19 protein-coding genes and 2 tRNA genes are annotated in these 20,073 nt (G+C 64.8%); 7 read left to right on the plus strand and 14 right to left on the minus strand.

Annotation, left to right across the window (positions count from 1 at the left end; genetic code table 11):
* Positions 1-20 precede the first annotated feature (20 nt).
* The 3 genes from cobT to PIJ50_RS07485 all read left to right on the plus strand — a co-directional run bounded on the left by cobT (position 21) and on the right by PIJ50_RS07485 (position 4,063).
* The gene (cobT, locus tag PIJ50_RS07475; protein WP_271974066.1) at positions 21-1,880 is read left to right on the plus strand and encodes a cobaltochelatase subunit CobT; all 1,860 of its coding nucleotides are present in this window, start codon (positions 21-23) and stop codon (positions 1,878-1,880) included.
* Positions 1,880-3,652, plus strand: a complete 1,773-nt coding sequence (locus PIJ50_RS07480; protein WP_271974068.1) for an aminopeptidase P family protein — start codon at positions 1,880-1,882, stop codon at positions 3,650-3,652. Before cobT ends, PIJ50_RS07480 begins: the two co-directional genes overlap by 1 nt.
* 75 nt (positions 3,653-3,727) lie before the next feature.
* Positions 3,728-4,063 carry a DUF427 domain-containing protein gene (locus tag PIJ50_RS07485; protein ID WP_271974069.1) on the plus strand — a complete coding sequence of 112 codons (336 nt, stop codon included), beginning with the start codon at positions 3,728-3,730 and terminating at the stop codon, positions 4,061-4,063.
* On the opposite strand, the gene PIJ50_RS07490 is transcribed toward PIJ50_RS07485, so the two are convergent.
* Positions 4,060-4,467, minus strand: a complete 408-nt coding sequence (locus tag PIJ50_RS07490; protein WP_271974071.1) for a SufE family protein — start codon at positions 4,465-4,467, stop codon at positions 4,060-4,062. The genes PIJ50_RS07485 and PIJ50_RS07490 overlap by 4 nt on opposite strands.
* Before the next feature lie 118 nt (positions 4,468-4,585).
* Here PIJ50_RS07490 and PIJ50_RS07495 point away from each other — a divergent pair, with 118 nt between their 5' ends.
* Positions 4,586-5,029 carry a hypothetical protein gene (locus tag PIJ50_RS07495; protein ID WP_271974073.1) on the plus strand — a complete coding sequence of 148 codons (444 nt, stop codon included), beginning with the start codon at positions 4,586-4,588 and terminating at the stop codon, positions 5,027-5,029.
* Here PIJ50_RS07495 and rnd read toward each other — a convergent pair.
* From rnd to purM, 3 genes are all read right to left on the minus strand, one after another.
* A complete protein-coding gene (rnd, locus tag PIJ50_RS07500) occupies positions 5,026-6,174 on the minus strand; it encodes a ribonuclease D (RefSeq protein ID WP_271974075.1) in 1,149 nt (382 codons plus the stop codon). The genes PIJ50_RS07495 and rnd overlap by 4 nt on opposite strands.
* Positions 6,175-6,244: 70 nt before the next feature.
* A complete protein-coding gene (gene purN, locus PIJ50_RS07505; protein ID WP_271974076.1) occupies positions 6,245-6,811 on the minus strand; it encodes a phosphoribosylglycinamide formyltransferase in 567 nt (188 codons plus the stop codon).
* Positions 6,808-7,851, minus strand: coding sequence for a phosphoribosylformylglycinamidine cyclo-ligase (gene purM / locus PIJ50_RS07510; protein WP_271974078.1), 1,044 nt, complete (start codon positions 7,849-7,851; stop codon positions 6,808-6,810). Before purM ends, purN begins: the two co-directional genes overlap by 4 nt.
* A gap of 99 nt (positions 7,852-7,950) precedes the next feature.
* Between purM and PIJ50_RS07515 the strand changes: the two genes are divergently transcribed.
* Positions 7,951-8,026: transfer RNA gene (locus tag PIJ50_RS07515), tRNA-Ile, on the plus strand.
* 684 nt (positions 8,027-8,710) lie between these two features.
* Positions 8,711-9,802, plus strand: a complete 1,092-nt coding sequence (locus PIJ50_RS07520) for an acyltransferase family protein (protein WP_271974079.1) — start codon at positions 8,711-8,713, stop codon at positions 9,800-9,802.
* 690 nt (positions 9,803-10,492) lie between these two features.
* On the opposite strand, the gene PIJ50_RS07525 is transcribed toward PIJ50_RS07520, so the two are convergent.
* The 5 genes from PIJ50_RS07525 to PIJ50_RS07545 all read right to left on the minus strand — a co-directional run bounded on the left by PIJ50_RS07525 (position 10,493) and on the right by PIJ50_RS07545 (position 15,078).
* On the minus strand, positions 10,493-11,212 hold the full coding sequence (locus PIJ50_RS07525) for a sulfate/molybdate ABC transporter ATP-binding protein (protein WP_271974080.1): 720 nt from the start codon (positions 11,210-11,212) through the stop codon (positions 10,493-10,495).
* 8 nt (positions 11,213-11,220) lie between these two features.
* Complete coding sequence (cysW, locus tag PIJ50_RS07530) at positions 11,221-12,078, minus strand: sulfate ABC transporter permease subunit CysW (RefSeq protein ID WP_271974081.1); 858 nt, start codon at positions 12,076-12,078, stop codon at positions 11,221-11,223.
* A complete protein-coding gene (gene cysT, locus PIJ50_RS07535; protein WP_271974083.1) occupies positions 12,071-12,892 on the minus strand; it encodes a sulfate ABC transporter permease subunit CysT in 822 nt (273 codons plus the stop codon). The genes cysW and cysT overlap by 8 nt, the downstream gene beginning before the upstream one ends.
* Entirely contained in the window at positions 12,892-13,884 is a 993-nt protein-coding gene (locus tag PIJ50_RS07540; RefSeq protein WP_271974085.1) for a sulfate ABC transporter substrate-binding protein, read from the minus strand. Before PIJ50_RS07540 ends, cysT begins: the two co-directional genes overlap by 1 nt.
* Positions 13,885-14,157: 273 nt before the next feature.
* Complete coding sequence (locus PIJ50_RS07545; RefSeq protein ID WP_271974087.1) at positions 14,158-15,078, minus strand: hypothetical protein; 921 nt, start codon at positions 15,076-15,078, stop codon at positions 14,158-14,160.
* A gap of 130 nt (positions 15,079-15,208) precedes the next feature.
* Here PIJ50_RS07545 and PIJ50_RS07550 point away from each other — a divergent pair, with 130 nt between their 5' ends.
* Positions 15,209-15,544: a zinc ribbon domain-containing protein YjdM gene (locus PIJ50_RS07550; protein WP_271974089.1), complete on the plus strand. Its 336-nt coding sequence runs from the start codon at positions 15,209-15,211 to the stop codon at positions 15,542-15,544.
* Between the two features lie 598 nt (positions 15,545-16,142).
* Here PIJ50_RS07550 and PIJ50_RS07555 read toward each other — a convergent pair.
* From PIJ50_RS07555 to sufC, 5 genes are all read right to left on the minus strand, one after another.
* Positions 16,143-16,219, minus strand: a tRNA-Arg gene (locus tag PIJ50_RS07555).
* Positions 16,220-16,265: 46 nt separating this feature from the next.
* Positions 16,266-17,486 (minus strand): cysteine desulfurase, encoded by a 1,221-nt coding sequence (locus PIJ50_RS07560; RefSeq protein WP_271974090.1) that lies wholly within the window; start codon positions 17,484-17,486, stop codon positions 16,266-16,268.
* Positions 17,479-18,039, minus strand: coding sequence for a Yip1 family protein (locus tag PIJ50_RS07565; RefSeq protein ID WP_271974091.1), 561 nt, complete (start codon positions 18,037-18,039; stop codon positions 17,479-17,481). The genes PIJ50_RS07560 and PIJ50_RS07565 overlap by 8 nt, the downstream gene beginning before the upstream one ends.
* A 2-nt stretch (positions 18,040-18,041) precedes the next feature.
* Positions 18,042-19,310, minus strand: coding sequence for a SufB/SufD family protein (locus PIJ50_RS07570; protein WP_271974192.1), 1,269 nt, complete (start codon positions 19,308-19,310; stop codon positions 18,042-18,044).
* Positions 19,311-19,312: 2 nt separating this feature from the next.
* The gene (gene sufC, locus PIJ50_RS07575) at positions 19,313-20,068 is read right to left on the minus strand and encodes a Fe-S cluster assembly ATPase SufC (protein WP_271974093.1); all 756 of its coding nucleotides are present in this window, start codon (positions 20,066-20,068) and stop codon (positions 19,313-19,315) included.
* Positions 20,069-20,073: the final 5 nt, after the last annotated feature.

Consider the following 20,073-nt stretch of genomic DNA (forward strand, 5'->3'; position numbering starts at 1 on the left):
CGCCCGCCCCCGGAGGCATCATGAGCAAACAGCCCGATAACCCCGCCGACCCGTTCAAGAAGGCCTTGGCCGAGGCGACGAAGACCATGGCCCGGGACCGGGAGCTGACGGTCAGCTATTCGGTCGACCCGCCCGGCCTGACGCGCGAAGGCATGCGCCTGCCGCAGGTTACCCGCCGCATGACGCGGGACGAGGTTCTGCTGGCGCGCGGCACGGCGGACGCCTTCGCGTTGCGCCATCGCTATCACGACGAAGGAACCGCCGCCCGCTACGCCCCCACCGGGCCCATGGCGCGCGACATCCTGGAGGCGATGGAAACGGCCCGCTGCGAGGCGATGGGCGCGCGCGACATGCCCGGCACGGCGACCAACATCGACGCCAAGATCGCGCATGAGGCTGACCGCAAGGGCTATGGCCAGATCAAGAAGGCCGTGGACGCGCCGCTGGCGGTGGCCGCGGGCTACCTCGTGCGCCATCTGGCCACGGGGCGCGACCTGCCGGCTTCGGCCGCGAACGTCATGGAGTTGTGGCGCGACCGGATCGAGATGGGGGACCTGAGCGGCACGCTGGACGATCAGGCGGCCTTTGCCCGCATGGCGCGCAAGATGATCGCCGACATGGGCTATGCCGACCAGCTGGGCGAAGACCCGGACATGGACGATCCGTCCGACGACGCCTCGGACGAGGCGGAGCAAGACGATCAGGAACCCGAATCCTCGGCCGATCAGGACGGCGCGGACGACCAGCCCGACGACGCCACCCCCGAACGCAGCCAGGAAGAGCAGCAGGACGCCAGCCAGGCGCAGGTCGCGACCGAGGAAAGCGACGAGCAGCAGGAGGGCGAAGAGGCCGAGATGCCCGAGGGCGAGGCGCCGAACGAGCCCCCGCCCCCCGCCGTGCATTCCGACGCCGATCCGAACTACGCCGCCTTCACCACCCGCTTCGACGAGGAGATCCACGCCGAGGATCTGGCCGACCCGGTGGAGCTGGAACGCCTGCGCGCCTATCTGGACCAGCAGCTGGAGCCGCTGAAGGGTGCTGTCAGCCGTCTCGCGAACAAGCTGCAGCGCCGCCTTCAGGCGCAGCAGAGCCGTGCGTGGGAGTTCGATCTGGAGGAGGGCATCCTCGACGCCGGCCGTCTGGCCCGGGTCATCGCCAACCCGACCACGCCCTTGTCCTTCAAGGTCGAACACGACACCGAGTTCCGCGACACCTGCGTGACGCTGCTTCTGGACAATTCGGGATCTATGCGCGGGCGTCCCATCTCCATCGCGGCGATCTGCGCAGATGTTCTGGCGCGCACGCTGGAACGCTGCCAGGTGAAGGTGGAGATCCTGGGCTTCACCACCCGCGCCTGGAAGGGCGGCCAATCGCGCGAGGCGTGGCTGGCCGACGGGCGCAAGCCTCAGCCCGGCCGCCTGAACGACCTGCGCCACATCATCTACAAGGGTGGCGACACGCCGTGGCGGCGCACGCGCCCGAACCTTGGCCTGATGATGAAGGAGGGCCTCCTGAAGGAGAACATCGACGGCGAGGCGCTGGAATGGGCGCACCGGCGCCTGACAGCCCGCCCCGAGGCGCGGAAGATCCTCATGGTCATCTCGGACGGGGCGCCGGTGGATGACAGCACCCTGTCGGTGAACCCCGCGAACTACCTTGAAAAGCACCTGCGCGACGTGATCGCGATGGTCGAACGCCGCAAGGCGTGCGAGCTGATCGCCATCGGCATCGGCCATGACGTGACCCGCTACTACCAGCGTGCGGTCACCATCACCGATGTCGAACAGCTGGCGGGGGCCATGACCGAACAGCTCGCCTCGCTGTTCGACAGCGATCCGCGAAAACGCGCCCGCGTGCTGGGCATGAAGAAAGTCGGCTGATGTTCCAGACCTTCACCTCCTCGGCCAGCCCCGAACAGGGCCCGCCCCGGCTGGCCGCCCTGCGCCAGCAGATCCGCAACGAGGGTCTGGCGGGCTTCCTCGTGCCGCGCGCCGATGTCCATCAGGGCGAATACGTGGCGGCCCGGGACGACCGGCTGGCCTGGCTGACCGGTTTCACCGGATCGGCCGGGTTCTGCGTGGTGCTGGCGGATCAGGCGGGCGTCTTCATCGACGGCCGCTACCGCACGCAGGTGAAGGCGCAGGTGGCGCTGGATCATTTCACCCCCGTCCCCTGGCCCGACGTGCTGCCCGGCCCTTGGATCATGGACCGCACGCATGGCGAGATCGGGTTCGACCCGTGGCTGCACACGCAGGACGACATCTCCAAGCTGCGCGAGGCCGGGGTGACCCTTCGCCCAGTGGCGAACCTCGTGGACCGCATCTGGTCGGACCAGCCCGCGCCCCCGCAGGGTCTGGCCTTCCTTCATCCCGACGCGCTGGCCGGCCGCACGTCGCAACAGAAGCGTGAGGATCTGGCAAAGGACCTGAAGGGCAAGGCGGCCATCATCACCCTGCCCGACAGCGTGTGCTGGCTGTTGAACATCCGGGGTGCGGACGTTCCGCGCAACCCCGTCCTGCACGCCTTCGCCATCCTGCACGACGACGCGCGGGTGGACCTGTTCACCGATCCCGCCAAGATCCCGGCCGAGGTTCTGGATCATCTGGGCCCTCAGGTGTCGCTGCACGCGCCGACCGCCTTCACCGCCGCCCTGCGCGCGCTGAAGGGGCCGGTGCAGCTGGACCCGGCGACCGCCCCTCTTGCCTTGCGCCTGACGCTGGAGGAGGAAGGGACCAAGATCCTCGGCCTCGACGATCCGTGCCGCCTGCCGAAGGCCTGCAAGAGCGGGGCCGAGATCGCCGGCATGCGCGAGGCGCATCTGCGCGACGCCGCCGCCGTGATCGAATTCCTCGCCTGGCTGGACCGGGAAGCGCCGAAGGGCCACCTGACCGAGATCGCCGTGGTCACCGCGCTGGAAGGCTATCGCCGCGCCACGAACGCCCTGCACGACATCAGCTTCGACACGATCTGCGGCGCGGGCCCCAATGGCGCGATGATGCATTACCGCGTGACCGAGGACACGGACCGCCCCGTGGGCCGGAACGAACTGCTTCTGGTCGATTCCGGCGCGCAATACGCCGACGGCACCACCGACATTACCCGCACCATGGCCATCGGCGATCCGGGGAACGAGGCGCGGGACGCCTACACCTGCGTGGTGCAGGGGCTGATCAACCTGTCGCGCGTGCGCTGGCCCAAGGGGCTGGCCGGGCGCGATCTGGACCCGATCGCCCGCTTCCACCTGTGGCTGGACGGGCGCGACTTCAACCACGGCACGGGCCACGGCGTGGGCGCCTTCCTGTCGGTGCACGAAGGCCCGCAGCGCATCAGCCGCATTTCGGAAGTGCCGCTGCAAGCCGGCATGATCCTGTCGAACGAGCCCGGCTATTACCGCGAAGGGGCCTTCGGTATCCGGCTGGAAAACCTGATCGTGGTGGAACCGGCGCCCCCCGGCGCGGACGATCGCGACCAGCTGCGGTTCGAGACGCTGACCTTTGTGCCCTTCGACCGCCGCCTGATCCTTTCCGCCCGCCTTGCGCCGGACGAACGGGACTGGCTGGACGCCTATCACGCGCAGGTCCTGGAGCGGGTCGGCCCCCGCTTGTCGGACGCTGCGCGCGAATGGCTGGTCACGGCTGCGGCCCCGCTGTAGGGGCCGCCCGCTTTAAGGGGTGACAGCGTTAACATCCCATGTATGATGCCCCCATCGCAACAAATGGAGGTGCCCATGGCGTCTGATATCCGTATCCGCAAGGTTCCGGGCCGCTGGGTCGTTCGCAGCGATGGGGCGGTTCTGGCCGAAACGGCCGACGCGCTGGAGCTGGAGGAGGACACCCTCGCCCCCATCATCCTCTTCCCGCGCGAGGATGTGGCGATGGCCTTCCTGGACGCCGAAGGGCGCGAGGACCGCGCCTTGGGCACCACGCAGCACTTCGCGCTGGTGGACGCCTCCACCACCACCCCGGCCGTGGCGTGGAGCGTGGAGACCCCGCACGCCGACGCGGCCCGTCTGGCGGGCCACATCGCCTTCGACATGCGCAAGGTGACGGTGGAGCGGCTTTAGGCCGCCGCCGCCACGTCCCGGATGCGCGTGACCATCGCGCGCACCCCGTTGGACCGCTGCGCCGACAGGTGGCGGTCCAGCCCCAGCCGGGCCAGCTCGGCCCCGGCGTCGATCTTGCCGATCTCCTCCACCGGAACCCCCGCATAAAGTGCGTGCAGCACGGCGATCAAGCCACGCACGATCAGCGCGTCGCTGTCGCCCTCGAAGTCGAAGCGCGCATTCTCGATCCGCGGGTGCAGCCAGACCTGGCTGGCGCAGCCTTCGACCTTGGTTGACGGGGCCTTCAGCGCGTCCGGCATGGGCGGCATGGCCTTGCCCAGCTCGATCACGTGGCGATACCGCTCCTCCCAGTCGTCCAGAAACTCGAACGTGGCGGCGATGTCCTCGAAAGCCTGCGTGGCCATGATGCTCTCCTGTGTCCTCGGGTCAGAGGTATGCGAGCGGTGGGGCAAGGTCCAGCCCACCTTCCCAACACGGAAGCGATAGGCTAGCAACGTCGCGACGCAGAAGGAGAGTGCACCGATGACCCGCCCGTTGCTTGCAGCCCTGATCCTGACCACCGCCCTTGCCGGCTGCGGGGGCCTGAATCCCGGACGATGGCTGAACTCGGGCGGAAACAGCCCGACGCCGGAGGGGATGGGGACCGCGAAGGTGGCGGAAGACACACGCGTCCTGATCCAGCAGGTCACGAGCGTGGAGGTCGACCGCACCCCCGACGGCGCGATCGTGCGGGCCGCGGGACAGGCCCCGACACTGGGCTGGTACAGCCCCGCCCTTGTGGCGCAGCCGGTCGAAAACGGCACCCTGACGCTGGAGTTCCGGGTGAACGCACCCAAGGACCCGCAGCCGGCCGGCACCCCGGTCACCCGCACGATTTTAGCCGCGACGGCGCTGACCAACGAAACACTGGCCGGCGTGAACCGGATCGTGGTGCGCGGGGCGACGAACGCCCTGTCCAGCCGTTAAAGCGTCACGACGCGGACGTTGTTGCCCTTTGCCGACAGGGCGATCTCGCCCCGGCACAGGCGCAGCGCGTCGTTTCCGAACGCCTCCATCCGCCAGCCCTTCAGGGGCGCGATGTCCCGGTCGCCCGCCGCCAGCGCGTCCAGATCGGCGGAGGAGGCGATCAGCTTCGGCGCCACGCCCAGATCCTCGGACTTCGCCTTCAACAGAACGCGCAAGAGGTCGGCCAGAGCCGGGTTGACCTGCACCTGATCCTTCACCGGATCGGGCTTCGGCATCTTGTCGGCCGCCATCTCCTGTCCCGCCTTCACGGCGGCAAGGATGCCGTCCGCGATCTCTCCGCGCCGCGCTTCGCGCAGCAGCAGGCGCGACCGGCCCAGATCGTCGACATTTGCGGGCTTGGTGGAGGCCAGCTCCAGCAGCGCGTCGTCCTTCATCACCCGCGACCGGGGCACGTTGTTGCCCTGCGCGTAGGTTTCGCGAAAGCGCGCCAGTTCCTTGACGATGGCCAGGAAGCGTCCCGAATTGGTGCGGGTCTTGATCCGCTGCCACGCGTCCTCGGGGTGGACGGTGTAGGTGGCGGGATCGACAAGGATCGCTAGCTCCTCGGCCACCCAGTGTTCGCGCCCCGACTTCCGAATCTGCGCCGAAAGGTTCTCGTAGATCACCCGCAGATGCGTTACGTCGGCCAGCGCGTATTGCTTTTGCGCCTCGGACAGCGGGCGGCGGGACCAGTCCGTGAAGCGCGAGGTCTTGTCGAGGTTTTCGCGCGCGATCTTGCGGACCAGCGTTTCATACCCGACCTGTTCGCCATAGCCGCAGACCATGGCCGCGATCTGCGTGTCGAACAGGGGCTTCGGGAAGACCCCGCCTTCCACGAAAAAGATCTCCAGATCCTGACGGGCGGCGTGGAACACCTTGACCGTCTGTTCCCAGCGGAAAAGGTCATACAAGGGCGCCAGATCCATCTCCCCCTCAATCGGGTCGATCAGGACCGCGTCGCCCGAGGGCAGCGCCATCTGGATCAGGCACAGCTTGGACCAGTAGGTGCGCTCGCGCAGGAACTCGGTGTCCAGCGTGACATAAGCCTGGGCCTTCGCGCGCTGGCAGATGTCCTCAAGCTCTTGGGTGGTGGTGATGGTCCGCATCTCTGCCCTCTTGCCGCCGGTTTGTCCGACCATTTCCGTCTAGCCGAGATCGCGAACGGGGAAAAGCGCCCTAACGTGCGGCAAAGGCCCGAAGACAGTCGGGATACAGGCGATGCTCCTCCACCAGAACGCGCGCGGCGAGATCGGCCGCCGTGTCCTGCGGCAGGACGGGCACGCGCGACTGGCCGAGGATCGGGCCGTTGTCCAGAACGGCCGTCACCTCGTGCACGGTGCAGCCGGCTTCGGCGTCGCCCGCGTCGATGGCGCGCTGATGGGTGTGAAGGCCGGGATATTTCGGCAGCAAGGACGGGTGGATGTTCAGCATCCGCCCTTCGAACCGCTGCACGAAACCGGGCGTCAGCACGCGCATGAAACCGGCCAGGCAGACGATGTCGGGCGCGGCCGCAAGGATCGGCTCCAGCAGCGCGGCCTCGAACGCGGCGCGGTCGCCCTTGAACGGGCGGTGATCGACCGCCGCCGTCGCGATGCCCATTTCGGCGGCCCGGGCCAGCCCCGTGGCCTGCGGATCGTTGGAGGCCACGAGCACGCAGCGCGCCGGGTGATCGCCCGTCATGCTGCGGGCCAGCGCCACCATGTTGGACCCGCCGCCCGAAATCAGGATCGCGACGCGCTTCACAGCAGGGCGCCGGTGTAGGAGACGCCCTCGCCCTCCACCACGTGGCCAAGGCGGGTCACGGTCTCGCCCTGCCCGGCCAGCAGCGCTTCCAGCGCCTCCGCCCGGTCGGCGGACACGGACAGGATCATGCCGATGCCGCAGTTGAACGTCTTCAGCAGTTCGGGCTGCTGGATGCCCGACACCTCGGCCAGCCAGCGGAAGACGGGCGGGAGGGTCCAGGCGTTCAGGTCGATTTGCGCGCCAAGGCCTTCCGGCAGCACGCGTGGCAGGTTCTCGGTCAGCCCGCCGCCGGTGATGTGGGCCAGCGCATGCACCCCACCTTCGCGGATGGCAGCCAGCGAGGGTTTCACGTAGAGCCGCGTCGGCGTCAGCAGGGCGTCGCCCAGCAAGCCTTCGGCAAAGGGCGCGGCGGCGTCCCAGCCAAGGCCCGACATCTCCACCACCTTGCGGACAAACGAATAGCCGTTGGAATGCACCCCGTCCGAGGCAAGGCCCAGAAGCACGTCACCCGCCACGACACCTTCCGGCAGCGCCGTGCCCCGCTCCATCGCCCCAACGGCGAAACCGGCCAGATCGAAATCGCCCTTGTGGTACATGCCCGGCATCTCGGCCGTCTCGCCTCCGATCAGCGCGCAGCCCGAGGCTTCACAGCCCGCCGCGATCCCCTCGACGATGGCCGTCGCCTGATCCACGTCCAGCTTGCCGGTGGCGAAATAATCGAGGAAGAACAGCGGCTCCGCCCCTTGGCAGACAAGGTCGTTCACGCACATGGCGACAAGGTCGATGCCGATCGTGTCCACGCGGCCCGTGTCGATCGCGATGCGCAGCTTGGTGCCCACCCCGTCGGTGGCCGCCACGAGGATCGGGTCCGTGTAGCCCGCTGCCTTCAGATCGAACAGGGCGCCAAAGCCGCCAAGCCCGGACACCGTGCCGCTGCGCGCCGTGCGCTTTGCGGCCGGCTTGATACGCTCCACCAGCGCGTTGCCCGCGTCGATGTCCACGCCCGCCTCGGCATAGGTCAGTCCGTTCTTGCTTGTCATGCCAGCCCCCAGGATCCTTTCGCCCGCGTTTAGACGATCACCGCCCGGCACGCAACGCGGCTTGACCAGGGCCGAGCTTCGACGTAGGCACATTCTGCCGGGCCTGTAGCTCAATGGTCAGAGCAGGGCGCTCATAACGCCTTGGTTGGGGGTTCGAGTCCCTCCGGGCCTACCATCGGCTTGAATATGCAAATGACGGCAAATCTTCGTCTTGAACGGCTCCACACAGAAGAGCAGAGACATCATCACGCCGTGGCCTCGGACGTCCACGCGCACGTCCGGTCCCCACGCGCCAGGACATGCATCATCCATTTATCCATAAGGAAGCGTGACCGCTACATCCCACGTCACGCTTGCTGACGCTCGTGTGTTTCGTACGCAGAACTTGGGTCGAGAACAGTTGCCGCCGTTCACACGTTGTGCGGGCGCAAACGGTGTCGTTGCAATGAGTCATCCTGACGCTGACGATACCTGCCTGAAACCAGCATCCGCTTCCTCCGTAGCGCCCTGTAAGGACCCCCTTGCGGCATCACCGACAACGGTTACGCGATCCCGCTGATCAGGCCCTTTTCTAGCAACTCAAGACTCTGCTCTTCCAGCCGGGTCAGCGGCACCGAAGGCGCACCCGCGTAGCGCTTGACCAACTCGGTCATCCCTGCAGGAATAACAAAGCTATGCTTTGCGGACTCAGCGAACAGGCGCGATACTCACTAAATATTAAAATCGTAGCTAATTATCTGAGAAATTTACAACCCGTGCTACGTTATTCGTATATGAGCACAACGTAGAGCCATACAAACAACTGGCACACTGCTGTGGAAACAACGCACTTTTTGGCGTTTTTATTTAGTAGATTATGATGAGTGAGAAGAGAGCGCATTACCTTTTGCTAGATGGCGCGCGCGGAATAGCGGCAATTTGCATTCTGCTATATCATCTGGGTGATTACTTCGGTGGCCTGAGATTCCTCCAAGGCTCTTTCCTGGCCGTTGACATGTTCTTCCTCATGAGCGGTTTTGTCATCGCCCTCACGTATGAGCGCTCCTTGACGAACGGGAGCCGGCCATTCCTGTCATTTGTATGGACCAGGGTTCTCAGGCTCTATCCGCTTTACCTTATGGCATGCTGCCTTGGTGCTTTTTATTTCATTACCAAGTATCTGATGAACATGGAGGGAGCGCCCACCGCTTCGGAGTTATTGAGGGTCTTGCCTGCGACTGTCTTCCTGGCTCCTTGGCCGGAGGCTGTAGAGTGGGGCTTTACGCCTTACCCATTCGCTTCGTCCGCGTGGAGCCTGAGCCTAGAACTCTGGTACAACATCCTTTACGCCATCCTCGCGATACATCTCGGGACAAGAATGCTTCTTGTCGTCATCGCCGTGTCTTTGGCAATTCTGCTCCAACAAGGCCTTCACTTCGACACCCTGGACATGGGCTGGAGCATGGCGACTGCCTTGGGCGGATCCGCCCGCTTCTGGCTATCATTCGGGGTGGGCATACTGATTTATCGGCATCAACTTCACAGGCTCGCTACGCCAAAACTTCCAATCTACGTGTACATGCTGTGCTTCGCATTCGTCTTCATTCCTCGAGACGCAATAGCATTGTCGATGTTTTGGATCGCAGTGGTGTTTCCTGTTACCGTTATAGCGGGTGGCGCCCGACAAGTTAATGGACTTGCCGCCTTCCTATGCAATCATCTGGGCCGCATGTCCTACGGGATCTACATTCTGCATGCTCCTGTTATTCTGCTTCAAACAGGAGTGCTCAAGATACTTCTTGGTAACTCATGGGAAGATTACAAAGCTCAGATCGGCATCTCCATCATTCTGTCGGTTCTTATCATCGCCTGGATCGGAACCTACCTTTTCGATGAGCCTGTCCGCCGCCGTCTGAAAGCGTGGAGTGGTAAACGATCTGGTACAACCTTGCCTCCCACCTTGTCGGCATGACAGCTTCCTGCTTCGGAAGAAGTGGAAGAGGTAGTACGATAGGTCATCCTTGACCCCACAGGAGAAATTGTTCACCCGGCTCACGGCATCAAGGGGCACACCGATCCCGCCTTCGGATCAGCATATCATCAAGCCGCGTAGGCTACAGAGGTCACGAGTGCTTCCTGGACAACATGATCATCCTGAACCAACCATCACCTCGGTGATCAGCATGACATTCATGACCCGCTTGATGTTGTGGAGCACAACTTTCCATAAGCGCGCAACATCGGGAGCAGATTTCACCAGTCGTCGCTGGGTCACCCTGAACGTCAGGCTGTCCTTATGGGCCTAAGGGTCATGTAGATGTTGTCGTCCGTAGCCCGATTCACCGTGCGCCCGCACGCTCGCGTCGGAGCGGATGACGATGATCTCTTGATCACTCAAACTCTCATGCCCGACAAAGATAACCTACATACTGATTGAACATCCCGGTGCAATTTAACTGCATTCGTTCGACGGGAGCCGAGATTGTAGGCCACCGCCACGTGCCTTGCCCCAGCAGATCGACACGGGCGTGCATTTATCCGGATCGAAGTGCCGATCCCTCATCAGCGGACATCAAAAGTCGCGGCCAATGCAGAGGTTTCGAGGGCCGGGATAGATAGACCTCCACATTTCAATCAATTTCAAATACACGAGCAGGCAATTTCAAGCCGAGATGAACTCCCGCACGAAGGCCGTTGCCGGGGCGGCGCGGATGTCCTGGGGGCGGCCGACCTGCTCGATGCGGCCCATGGACATCACGACCACCAGATCCGCCAGTTCCATCGCTTCATCCTGATCGTGGGTCACGAAGACGGTGGTCAGGCCCGTCGTGTCGTGGATCTCGCGCAGGCCCTGCCGCAACTCCTTGCGGACACGTGCGTCGAGGGCGCCGAAAGGTTCGTCCAGCAGCAGCATCCGCGGCTCGATCGCAAGGGCCCGGGCCAAGGCCACGCGCTGGCGCTGACCACCCGACAGCTGGCTGGGATAGCGCTGCCCGATGTCCGGCAGCTGGATCAGGTCCAAGAGCTTCGTGACGCGACGGGTGATCTCGGCCGCTTCGGGGCGGGTCCGGCGGGGACGCGCGCGCAAGCCGTAAGCGATGTTCTCGAACACGGTCATGTGGCGGAACAGGGCATAGGACTGGAAGACGAAGCCCGCCCGCCGTTCCTGCACCGTCAGGCCGGTCGCGTCCACGCCGTCGAACAGCACCCGGCCAGAGGTCGGAAACTCCAACCCACCCAAAATGCGCAGCAGCGTCGTCTTGCCCGATCCTGAGGGCCCCAGCAGCGCCACCAGCGCGCCCGAGGGCAGGTTCAGTGCCAGGGGATGCAAAGCGGTGGTCGCGCCGAAGGTCTTGGCGATCTCGTCGATCTGGATGTGCATGATGGACCTCAATGGCGGCGGGTGGCGGCAAGCTGGTCGGCATAGCGCCATTCCAGCAGGGACTTGATGGCAAGGGTGACCAGCGCCAGCAGGGCCAGCAGGGCGGCCATGCTGAAGGCGGCGACGGACAGGTATTCGTTGTACATCATCTCGATCGTGATGGGCATGGTGGCGGTTTCCCCCCGGATCTTGCCGGAGACGACGGCGACGGCCCCGAATTCGCCCATGGCGCGCGCGTTGCACAACAGCACGCCATACAGAAGCGCCCAGCGGATGTTCGGCAGCGTCACCGTCCGCAGCACCCGCCAGCCGGAGGCGCCGAGGGTCAGGGCGGCCTCCTCTTCGGCGCGGCCCTGTTCGATCATCACGGGGATCAGTTCGCGGGCGACAAAGGGAAAGGTCACGAAGACGGTGGCCAGGATGATGCCCGGCAAGGCGAAGACGATGGGGTAGCCGTTGCCGATCAACCAGCTGCCCAGCAGGGAATGGCTGCCGAACAGCAGCACGAAGCACAGCCCCGCCACCACCGGAGAGACGGAGAACGGCAGGTCGATCAGCGTGATCAGCACCGTCTTGCCCGGGAAGTCGAACTTGGTGATGGCCCAAGCGGCCGCGATCCCAAAGATCGCGTTCACCGGCACCGATACGGCGGCCACGATCAGCGTCAGGCGGATCGCCTCCCACGCGTCAGGCTGGGCCAGGGAGGCCACCGCCGCCCGCCCCCCGTCGGACAGGGCCTGGGCGAAGACGGCGATCAGCGGCGCGGCCACCAGGATCGCCAGGCCGCCCACGGCCAGAAGGATCAGGACAAGGCGCACGATCCGCGACTCTTCGGTGGCGGCGCGGGGCACTGGGATGTCAGACAAGACCGATCCTCCGACGGCTCCAGATCTGGACCGCGTTGATGATGAACAGCATGGAGAAGGAGATCGCCAGCATCGCAAGACCGATCGCCGCCGCGCCCGCGATGTCGAACTCCTCCAGGCGGATGACGATCAGAAGGGGAGCGATCTCGGTCTTCAATGGAATGTTGCCCGCGATGAAGATGACGGATCCGTATTCCCCCACAGCCCGCGCCAAGGACAGCGCGAAGCCCGTCAGGGCGGCGGGCAGCAGCGTCGGCAGCACCACGCGGCGCAGCGTCATCCCGCGGCTGGCGCCCAGGCTGGCGGAGGCTTCCTCCACCTCGCGGTCCAGCTCCTCCACCACCGGCTGGACGGTGCGGGTGACAAAGGGCAGGCCCACGAAGACCAGCGCCACGAAGATGCCCCACTGGGTGTAGGCGATCTTCCACGGCAGCGCGGCGCCCAGCACCCCGTTCGGCGCATAGAGCGCGGTCAGGGCGATCCCGGCCACCGCCGTCGGCAGCGCGAAGGGAAGATCCACCGCCGCGTCGATCAGCTTGCGGCCCGGAAAGCGGTAGCGCACCAGCACCCAGGCCAGCAGCACCCCGAACACGAGGTTAAACAGCGCCGCGAACAGCGCCAGCCGGAACGACAGGTACAGCGCCGCCGCCACCCGCGGGCTGCTGACGGCCGCCCACCAGGCGGACGGGCCAAGGCTGGCCCCCTGAAGGATCAGCGCGGCGATGGGGAGGAGGACCACCAGCGACAGCATCGTCACCGTGATCCCCATCGCCAGCCCGAACCCGGGCATGGGGGAGGAACGGGCGATCCGCATCATTTCGCCGTGTAGATCTGGTCGAACACGCCGCCATCCCCGAACTGTTCGGCCTGAACCTTATCCCAGCCTCCCAGATCCGCGATGTTCACCAGTTCAAGCTGCGGCAGCCGTGCCACGTCTTCCGGATCGGCCTTGGAGGTGTCCCAGGCGCGGTAGTAGTGCTTGAACGCGATCGCCTGCGCCTCGGGCGTGTAGAGCCATTCGAGATAGCCCTGCGCGAGCGCCCGCTGATCGTCGGTCTTGATGTTGCCTTCGACCACCGCCACCGGCGGTTCGGCCAGGATCGACACCGAGGGGACCACGATCTCGAAATCGTCGCCGATCTCGTTCAGGGCCAGGTAGGCCTCGTTTTCCCAGGCCAGCAGGACGTCGCCCATGCCGCGCTGAGCAAAGGTGGTCGTGGCGCCGCGCGCGCCGCTGTCCAGCACCGGCACATGCTTGAACAGCTCGCCCACAAAGGCCTTCGGGTCCTGCCCCGCCTTTTCCGCCCAGGCCCAGGCGGCCATGTAGTTCCAGCGCGCCCCGCCCGAAGTCTTGGGGTTCGGCGTGATCACCTCCACCCCGTCCTTGATCAGGTCCGGCCAGTCCTTGATGTTCTTCGGGTTGTCCTTGCGCACAAGGAACACGATGGTCGAGGTGTAGGGCGACGCGTTGTGCGGCAGCTTCGTCTGCCAATCCTCGGGGATCTTGCCCGTGTCGGCGATGCGGTCGATGTCGGGTGCCAGCGCCAGCGTCACCACCTGCGCGTCCAGCCCGTCCACCACCGCGCGGGCCTGGCTGCCCGATCCGCCATGGCTGGTCTGGATCTGGGGCTTGTCGTGGCCCTGCTTCACCCACCAGTCCGCGAACTGCGCGTTCACGTCGCGGTACAGCTCGCGCGTCGGGTCGTAGCTGACGTTCAGAAGCTGCTCGGCATAGGCCGCCTGCCCCGCCACCGAAAGCGCCATGGCCAAGGCGGCCGAGGTCAACCGAATGGAAAATCGCTGCATCACGGGGTCATCCTCCCTGTTCCGTTGTCTTAATTACGACAGGGCTTGTCGTGTTTTACAACAGAATGGATTCGGCAAAGTAGCGCCGAGAAAGAGAATGGTATTCCCTGATCCGGCCAGTCCGCAGCCTTTCGCATCAGGGCAACCGCCATTGCGATCATGATGCGCTGACGCTGCCTGCGGCCGTCCATGTGTTCGTCCATCGGTGCCGGATCCTGAATGCAAAGCGGGCCGCCCCTTGGGACGGCCCGCCAGATCAAACGAAGGGGATCATCAGCCGTTCGCGACGGCTGGCGCCTTGCGCTGGGCGTTCAGCAGAAGACGCGCGGTCTTCCCGTTCATCGATGCCCACAGCTCATGCTCCCCCACAAGGGACGCGACAGCGCGCAACGCATCGCCATCCGACACGGACTGCGCCCGCGCGGCGATGTCCATCAGCGTGCCGGCCTCCGGCGCGGTGCGTGCGGATTGCAGCATGGTGGCCAGCGCGTTCTTCGTGTCGCCTTCGAACCACAAGGAAAGGCCCTGCGCCCACAGGCCCTTTGCACTGTTCGGCGCGAAGATGGGCTTCACCTTCTTCGGGACATAGCCGTTCAGGCTCTTCTCAAGAAAGGGAACAAGCTGCCCCGCCTCGTCCAGCGCCCGGGCGGTGTCCGTTCCCGCTAGAAACAACGGCTGCGATTGCGCTTGCGGATATGCCGGCTGCAACCATTGGGCGACAAGCGTCTGCGCCGCCGCGTCAGCCGGGTCGAAAACCACGGTCGCGGTTCCCTCATGCTTCGCAAGATCGGTCAGCGCTTCGGCATGGGTCCATTCGCCCCCCGCCGCACCCCGGCCCAGCGTCGGATGCCCGTCATGGCGCGGAGAGAAGGCGATGATCTGCGACGCGATCGCACTGCCGAAGTAGATGGCGGCATAGCCCCCCACCCCCGACCCGCAGGTGATGGCCTTCCGCCCGTCCAAAACCGACGTCAGCGCCTCCGCAACATCTTCGACCTCCAATCCCTGATAAGCCGAGGCGGAGGAGATGTGGATCGTCTCGTGCCCCCGCTCCAGCGCCAGTTGCGTCCAGGGGCCAGCGTCCGACATTCCGCTCTCTCCGAAGGTGATCAGAACCCTCGTCTTCCGCGACCGTTCGGGGCGATGATGAACGATGCGATGGTTCGGGCGGGTCAGAAGCACTTCGGAAGACATTGGAACGTCCCTATGATGGATAGGAAAGGCGATAACAGCCCCAGTGGCCGATTCTGTCGAGGGCAAAACGCCGTGAGGTGGCGGCGCATGGCCGCTGGCGGGCCTGCCAACCGCCGGATATACGGGGCACATGACCCAAGATCTTCCCCCCTGCCCCGAATGCGCCTCGCCCCACAGCTATGAACAGGATCCGCTGCTGATCTGCCCCGAATGCGGGCATGAATGGCAGGTGTCCGCGGCCGAGGATGCCCCCGTGCGCGACGCCGTCGGCAACATCCTGCAGAACGGCGACACGGTGACGGTGATCAAGGATCTGAAGGTGAAAGGGTCGTCGCTGACGGTGAAAGTGGGCACGAAGGTGCGCAATATCACCTTGGTGGACGGCGATCACGACATCGACTGCAAGATCCCGGGCATCGGCCCCATGGGTCTGAGATCGCAGTTCGTGAAGAAGGTTTCGGGCTGATCCGGTCGGCAACCTGCAGACCAAAATAGACACCTCGGAGCCATGCAAATCATGCAGGCAACAAGACAGCACAACCATAAGTTGTGGAGCACATTAACTATTTTTTAACGAATTGCCACTCTTGGGATTGACGCAATTGCCGGTTGCGGTAGATATCACTTACCCGTCACCCGAGTAACGATTAGCTCCTTATGTGATGGCTAGCGGGTGTTGGAGCTAGGCGGTGAGGTCCGACGCCCTGCATCCAAGAATAGCCGCCTAGCTCCAACTTTTACAAATTTTATATATGTGAAGTCACGGCGTCGGGTTGACGTGTATCCTTCATGGGTGAACACTGGACGTCCGGGGTTATGCCCGCAGGCGGCGGTGCATCGTACGGGATGCAACCGTCGCCGAGCATTCGAGCTGACATGACCCTCGCCGAGTGCGCAATGAACCGCTTCAGCCGCACTGTTTCAAAAGGAATGGGGATCACTTCCGCCAGCAAGCTCGTGGGCAGATGCAGCCCACGCTGTAAACTGCTTGGTATCACCCAGACGCACAAAAGCAGCGTCCAGACTTCCACCAAGGGATTCTTGCCGCGAATGTCTTTGGATAATGGTGCACCCAGCACGATTCGAACGTGCGACCTTTGCCTTCGGAGGGCAACGCTCTATCCAGCTGAGCTATGGGTGCCTTGGCCTGTCTGTAGCAGGGGTGTCGGCCGGTGACAAGCGGCCTTCTATCCGAAAAGATCGTGGCAAAGCTCGAGGCCCGAGACGAGGGCGTCGATCTCACCTTCGGTGTTGTAAAGGCCGAAGCTGGCGCGGCAGGTGGCCCCCACGCCCAGATGCTGCAGCAGCGGCAAGGCGCAATGGGTGCCCGCCCGAACTGCGATCCCGCGCTGGTCCAGAATCGTGGACACGTCATGGGCATGGGCCGCCCCTTCCAGCGTGAAGGAGAAGATCGCGCCCTTGGTGTCGGACTGCCCCTGCACGTTCAGCCAGTTCAGCCCCGCCAGCCGATCCCGCGCCACGTCGCGCAGCCGCCGTTCATGCGCCGCGATGTTGTCCATCCCAAGCGCCATCATATATTCCAGCGCCGCGCCGAACCCGATCTGGGACACGATGCCGGGCGTGCCCGCCTCGAACCGCAAGGGGGGACGGGCGTAGGTCACAGTGTCGCGGGTCACGGTGTCGATCATGTCGCCGCCGCCCATGAAGGGGCGCATCTCGGCCATCCGTTCTTTCCGGATGAAGATCGCGCCGGAGCTGCTGGGCCCGTAAAGCTTGTGGCCCGTGATCGCGTAGAAGTCGCAACCGATGGCCGACACGTCGACCGGCATGTGCACCGCCGCCTGCGACCCGTCCACCAGAACCGGAACCCCCTTGGTCTGCGCGCCCCGGCAGATCGCCGCCACGTCCAGCACGGTGCCCGTGACATTGGACATGTGCGTCACGGCCACCAGCTTCGTGCGCGGCCCGATGGCGTCGATCACCGCCTGCGGATCGATGTCGCCCTTGGCATCGCACTCCACCCATTTCAGCACCACGCCCTGACGTTCGCGCAGGAAGTGCCACGGCACGATGTTGGCGTGATGCTCCATGATCGTCAGGACGATCTCATCCCCCGCCTGAAGCCGTGGCGCGGCCCAGCCATAGGAGACGAGGTTGATCCCGTTGGTGGACCCGGCCGTGTGGATGATCTCCTCTGGGTCCGCTACGTTCAGGAACCGCGCGACCGTGCCCCGCACCGCCTCGTACCGCTCGGTCGCGGTGGTGGACAGCGTGTGCAGGCCGCGGTGCACGTTGGCGTATTCGTAGCTGTAGGCCCGCGTGATCGCGTCGATCACCGCTTGCGGCTTCTGCGCCGAGGCACCGTTGTCGAGGTAGACGAGCGGCTTGCCGTTCACCTCGCGCGACAGGATCGGAAAATCGCGGCGGACCGCCTGAACGTCATACATTGCCGCCTCCCGCAAGGGATGTGAGCCATCCCAAAATGATGAACATCGCGAAGATAAAGCCGACGATGCCGAAACCGACGACCTGCACGCTTTTGAACCCGTGAACCTCGGCCAGGAAATGCGCGGCCAGCCACAGCGCCAGACCGATGGTGCAGATCCCCGCAAAGATGCCCATGAACGGCAGCGCCAGCTCCACGACCAGAAGCGCGGCCTGCACCGCGGCCATGATCACCTGCAACCAGGCCAGTGCCGCAAGACAGTCAGAAAAGGTCCCGACCCCGCCCCGCCACCGGCACAGGCCATAGGCAAGCGCCGTGATCAGAAGAAGCCCCGCCACCTGCATCAGAAGCAGGATCAGCGGACCCGCGGGCGCCAGCGTCATGTCGCCCGACAGACCCAGCACAAGGAAGATCAGCAGTGTGGGCAGGATGGCTGCCAGCAGGAACAGCTCCTGCCGGGCGCCCCGTTCCGGCAGCGCGGACAGAACCGCGCGCACCCCGGCGCGCGGTTCGCGGATCGACAGCGCGATGGCAGAACGGAGCGGTCCCGCCATGATCAGTCCTCGTGACGGTCAAGCCAGGATTCCAGACGCAGCTGCAGATCCTCGGCCAGCGTTTCGTCCTCGATCTCGGCCAGTGCCTCGGCCAGGAAGGCCAGCACCAAGAGGGACTGCGCCCGGCGCTGCGGCACCCCGCGCGAGCGGAGGTAGAACAGCGCCGTCTCGTCGATCGCGCCGGAGGTGGAGCCGTGGGAGCATTTCACGTCGTCGGCATAGATCTCCAGCTCAGGCTTGGCCAGGAACTGGCTGTCGCCGTCCAGAAGCAGGCTCTGGCTGATCTGGTAGCCATCCGTTTTCTGCGCGCCCGGCTTCACCAGGATCTTGCCCTGGAAGACGCCCGTGGCCCCGTTCTTCAACACCTTCTTGAAGACCTGACGGCTTTCGCACCGTTCGGCCGCGTGGGTGATGAAGACGGTGTCGTCGTTCAGGAAGTCCGGCCCGTCGCCCACCGTCACGCCGGCCACATGCGCCACCGCGTCGTCACCGACGATGTCCAGCACCGCCTCGTTCCGCGTCAGGACGCCGTTGATCGACGCCGTGAAGGACTTGAACAGCGCCTCATCCGCAACGCGGGCGAAGATGTGGGTGTTGACCATGCGCTGATGGCTGCGCCCCTGGGCGCGGACATGATGGAAACGGGCCGAAGGTGCCACGTCCACCTCAAGGTTCGTCAACAGACGCGGGCCCGCATCGCCGGTTTCCAGAAGAGTGACCTCAGCCCCTTCCTCCAATTTTACGCAGTGATGCAGCATCACGTCGGAAGTGTCCGAAAGCGAACGGTAAACGATCGAGATGGGCCGTTCCGCCTTGCCCGTCACCCGGATCAGCAGGCCGTCGGTGGCGAAGGCGGTGGCCAGCGCCGCAAAGGGACGCAGAACCGGCTTCTGCCCACGCTCTTCCAGCACACCGTAGATCTCGGCCGCCCAGTGCAGATCCGTCACGGCATCCGCCAGGCGGGTGATCTCCACGCCCGACAACGTCAGGTCGTCCGAGAATTCCGCGTCGAACACGCCGTCCGTGAACACGATCCGAAGCGCATCCGTTTCCTGGAACGCGATGTCGGAGGCGTTCAGGTCGGCACGGACCTGTGCCGCGTTCAGCTTGGCCGGGTCAGTGTAGCGCCAGTATTCGTCACGCCGCCCCGGCAGGCCCATCGCGGTCAGCCGCTCCAGCGCGGCGCCGCGGGCCTTGCCCTGCCAGCCGGTCGACGGGAAATGCAGCCCCGCGATCCGGGCTGACAGCGCGTCCAGTTTCGCCTGTGCCAGCATCAGAGAGCCCCTGCGAGGATGTCGGAATAGCCGTTCTTCTCGACCTCCAGCGCCAACTCGGGCCCGCCGGTCAGGACGATGCGGCCGTTGGCCATGATGTGCACCACGTCCGGGCGGATGTGGTCCAGCAGGCGCTGGTAGTGGGTGATAACCAGGAAGGCGCGGCCTTCGTCGCGCAGGGCGTTGACCCCTTCCGACACCAGCTTCATCGCGTCGACGTCCAGACCGGAATCCGTCTCGTCGAGAATGCACATCTTCGGTTCCAGCAGGGCCATCTGCAGGATCTCGTTGCGCTTCTTTTCACCGCCCGAAAAGCCGACGTTCACCGGACGCTTCATCATGTCGGCGTCGATCTTCAGGCTCGCGGCCTTTTCGCGCACCAGCTTCAGGAAGTCGCCGGCCGACACCTCGTCCTCGCCGCGTGCCTTGCGCTGCGCGTTCAGCGCGGTCCGCAGGAAGGTCATGTTGCCCACGCCCGGGATCTCCACCGGATACTGGAAAGCCAGGAACAGGCCGGCGGCGGCCCGCTCTTCCGGCTCCATCTCCAGCAGCTCCTCGCCGTCCAGCGTGGCGGAACCTTCGGTGACCTCATAGCCGTCGCGGCCCGACAGGACATAGGACAGCGTCGACTTGCCGGACCCGTTGGGGCCCATGATCGCATGCACCTTGCCGGCTTCGACCGTCAGGTCGACGCCGCGGAGAATGACCTTCTCCTCTTCTTCAAGTTTGACGTGCAGGTTGTTGATCTTAAGCATTTTTT

Source organism: Falsirhodobacter sp. 20TX0035 (assembly GCF_028307215.1).
In the GTDB taxonomy this organism is placed as follows: domain Bacteria; phylum Pseudomonadota; class Alphaproteobacteria; order Rhodobacterales; family Rhodobacteraceae; genus Falsirhodobacter.

What these genes read in the sequence shown, in the direction of transcription:
- cobT (WP_271974066.1), top strand. Translation starts at nt 21, where the DNA reads ATGAGCAAACAGCCCGATAACCCCGCCGACCCGTTCAAGAAGGCCTTG.
- PIJ50_RS07480 (WP_271974068.1), top strand. Translation starts at nt 1,880, where the DNA reads ATGTTCCAGACCTTCACCTCCTCGGCCAGCCCCGAACAGGGCCCGCCC.
- PIJ50_RS07485 (WP_271974069.1), top strand. Translation starts at nt 3,728, where the DNA reads ATGGCGTCTGATATCCGTATCCGCAAGGTTCCGGGCCGCTGGGTCGTT.
- PIJ50_RS07490 (WP_271974071.1), bottom strand. Translation starts at nt 4,467, where the DNA reads ATGGCCACGCAGGCTTTCGAGGACATCGCCGCCACGTTCGAGTTTCTG.
- PIJ50_RS07495 (WP_271974073.1), top strand. Translation starts at nt 4,586, where the DNA reads ATGACCCGCCCGTTGCTTGCAGCCCTGATCCTGACCACCGCCCTTGCC.
- rnd (WP_271974075.1), bottom strand. Translation starts at nt 6,174, where the DNA reads ATGCGGACCATCACCACCACCCAAGAGCTTGAGGACATCTGCCAGCGC.
- purM (WP_271974078.1), bottom strand. Translation starts at nt 7,851, where the DNA reads ATGACAAGCAAGAACGGACTGACCTATGCCGAGGCGGGCGTGGACATC.
- PIJ50_RS07520 (WP_271974079.1), top strand. Translation starts at nt 8,711, where the DNA reads ATGAGTGAGAAGAGAGCGCATTACCTTTTGCTAGATGGCGCGCGCGGA.
- PIJ50_RS07525 (WP_271974080.1), bottom strand. Translation starts at nt 11,212, where the DNA reads ATGCACATCCAGATCGACGAGATCGCCAAGACCTTCGGCGCGACCACC.
- cysT (WP_271974083.1), bottom strand. Translation starts at nt 12,892, where the DNA reads ATGCGGATCGCCCGTTCCTCCCCCATGCCCGGGTTCGGGCTGGCGATG.
- PIJ50_RS07540 (WP_271974085.1), bottom strand. Translation starts at nt 13,884, where the DNA reads ATGCAGCGATTTTCCATTCGGTTGACCTCGGCCGCCTTGGCCATGGCG.
- PIJ50_RS07545 (WP_271974087.1), bottom strand. Translation starts at nt 15,078, where the DNA reads ATGTCTTCCGAAGTGCTTCTGACCCGCCCGAACCATCGCATCGTTCAT.
- PIJ50_RS07550 (WP_271974089.1), top strand. Translation starts at nt 15,209, where the DNA reads ATGACCCAAGATCTTCCCCCCTGCCCCGAATGCGCCTCGCCCCACAGC.
- PIJ50_RS07560 (WP_271974090.1), bottom strand. Translation starts at nt 17,486, where the DNA reads ATGTATGACGTTCAGGCGGTCCGCCGCGATTTTCCGATCCTGTCGCGC.
- PIJ50_RS07565 (WP_271974091.1), bottom strand. Translation starts at nt 18,039, where the DNA reads ATGGCGGGACCGCTCCGTTCTGCCATCGCGCTGTCGATCCGCGAACCG.
- sufC (WP_271974093.1), bottom strand. Translation starts at nt 20,068, where the DNA reads ATGCTTAAGATCAACAACCTGCACGTCAAACTTGAAGAAGAGGAGAAG.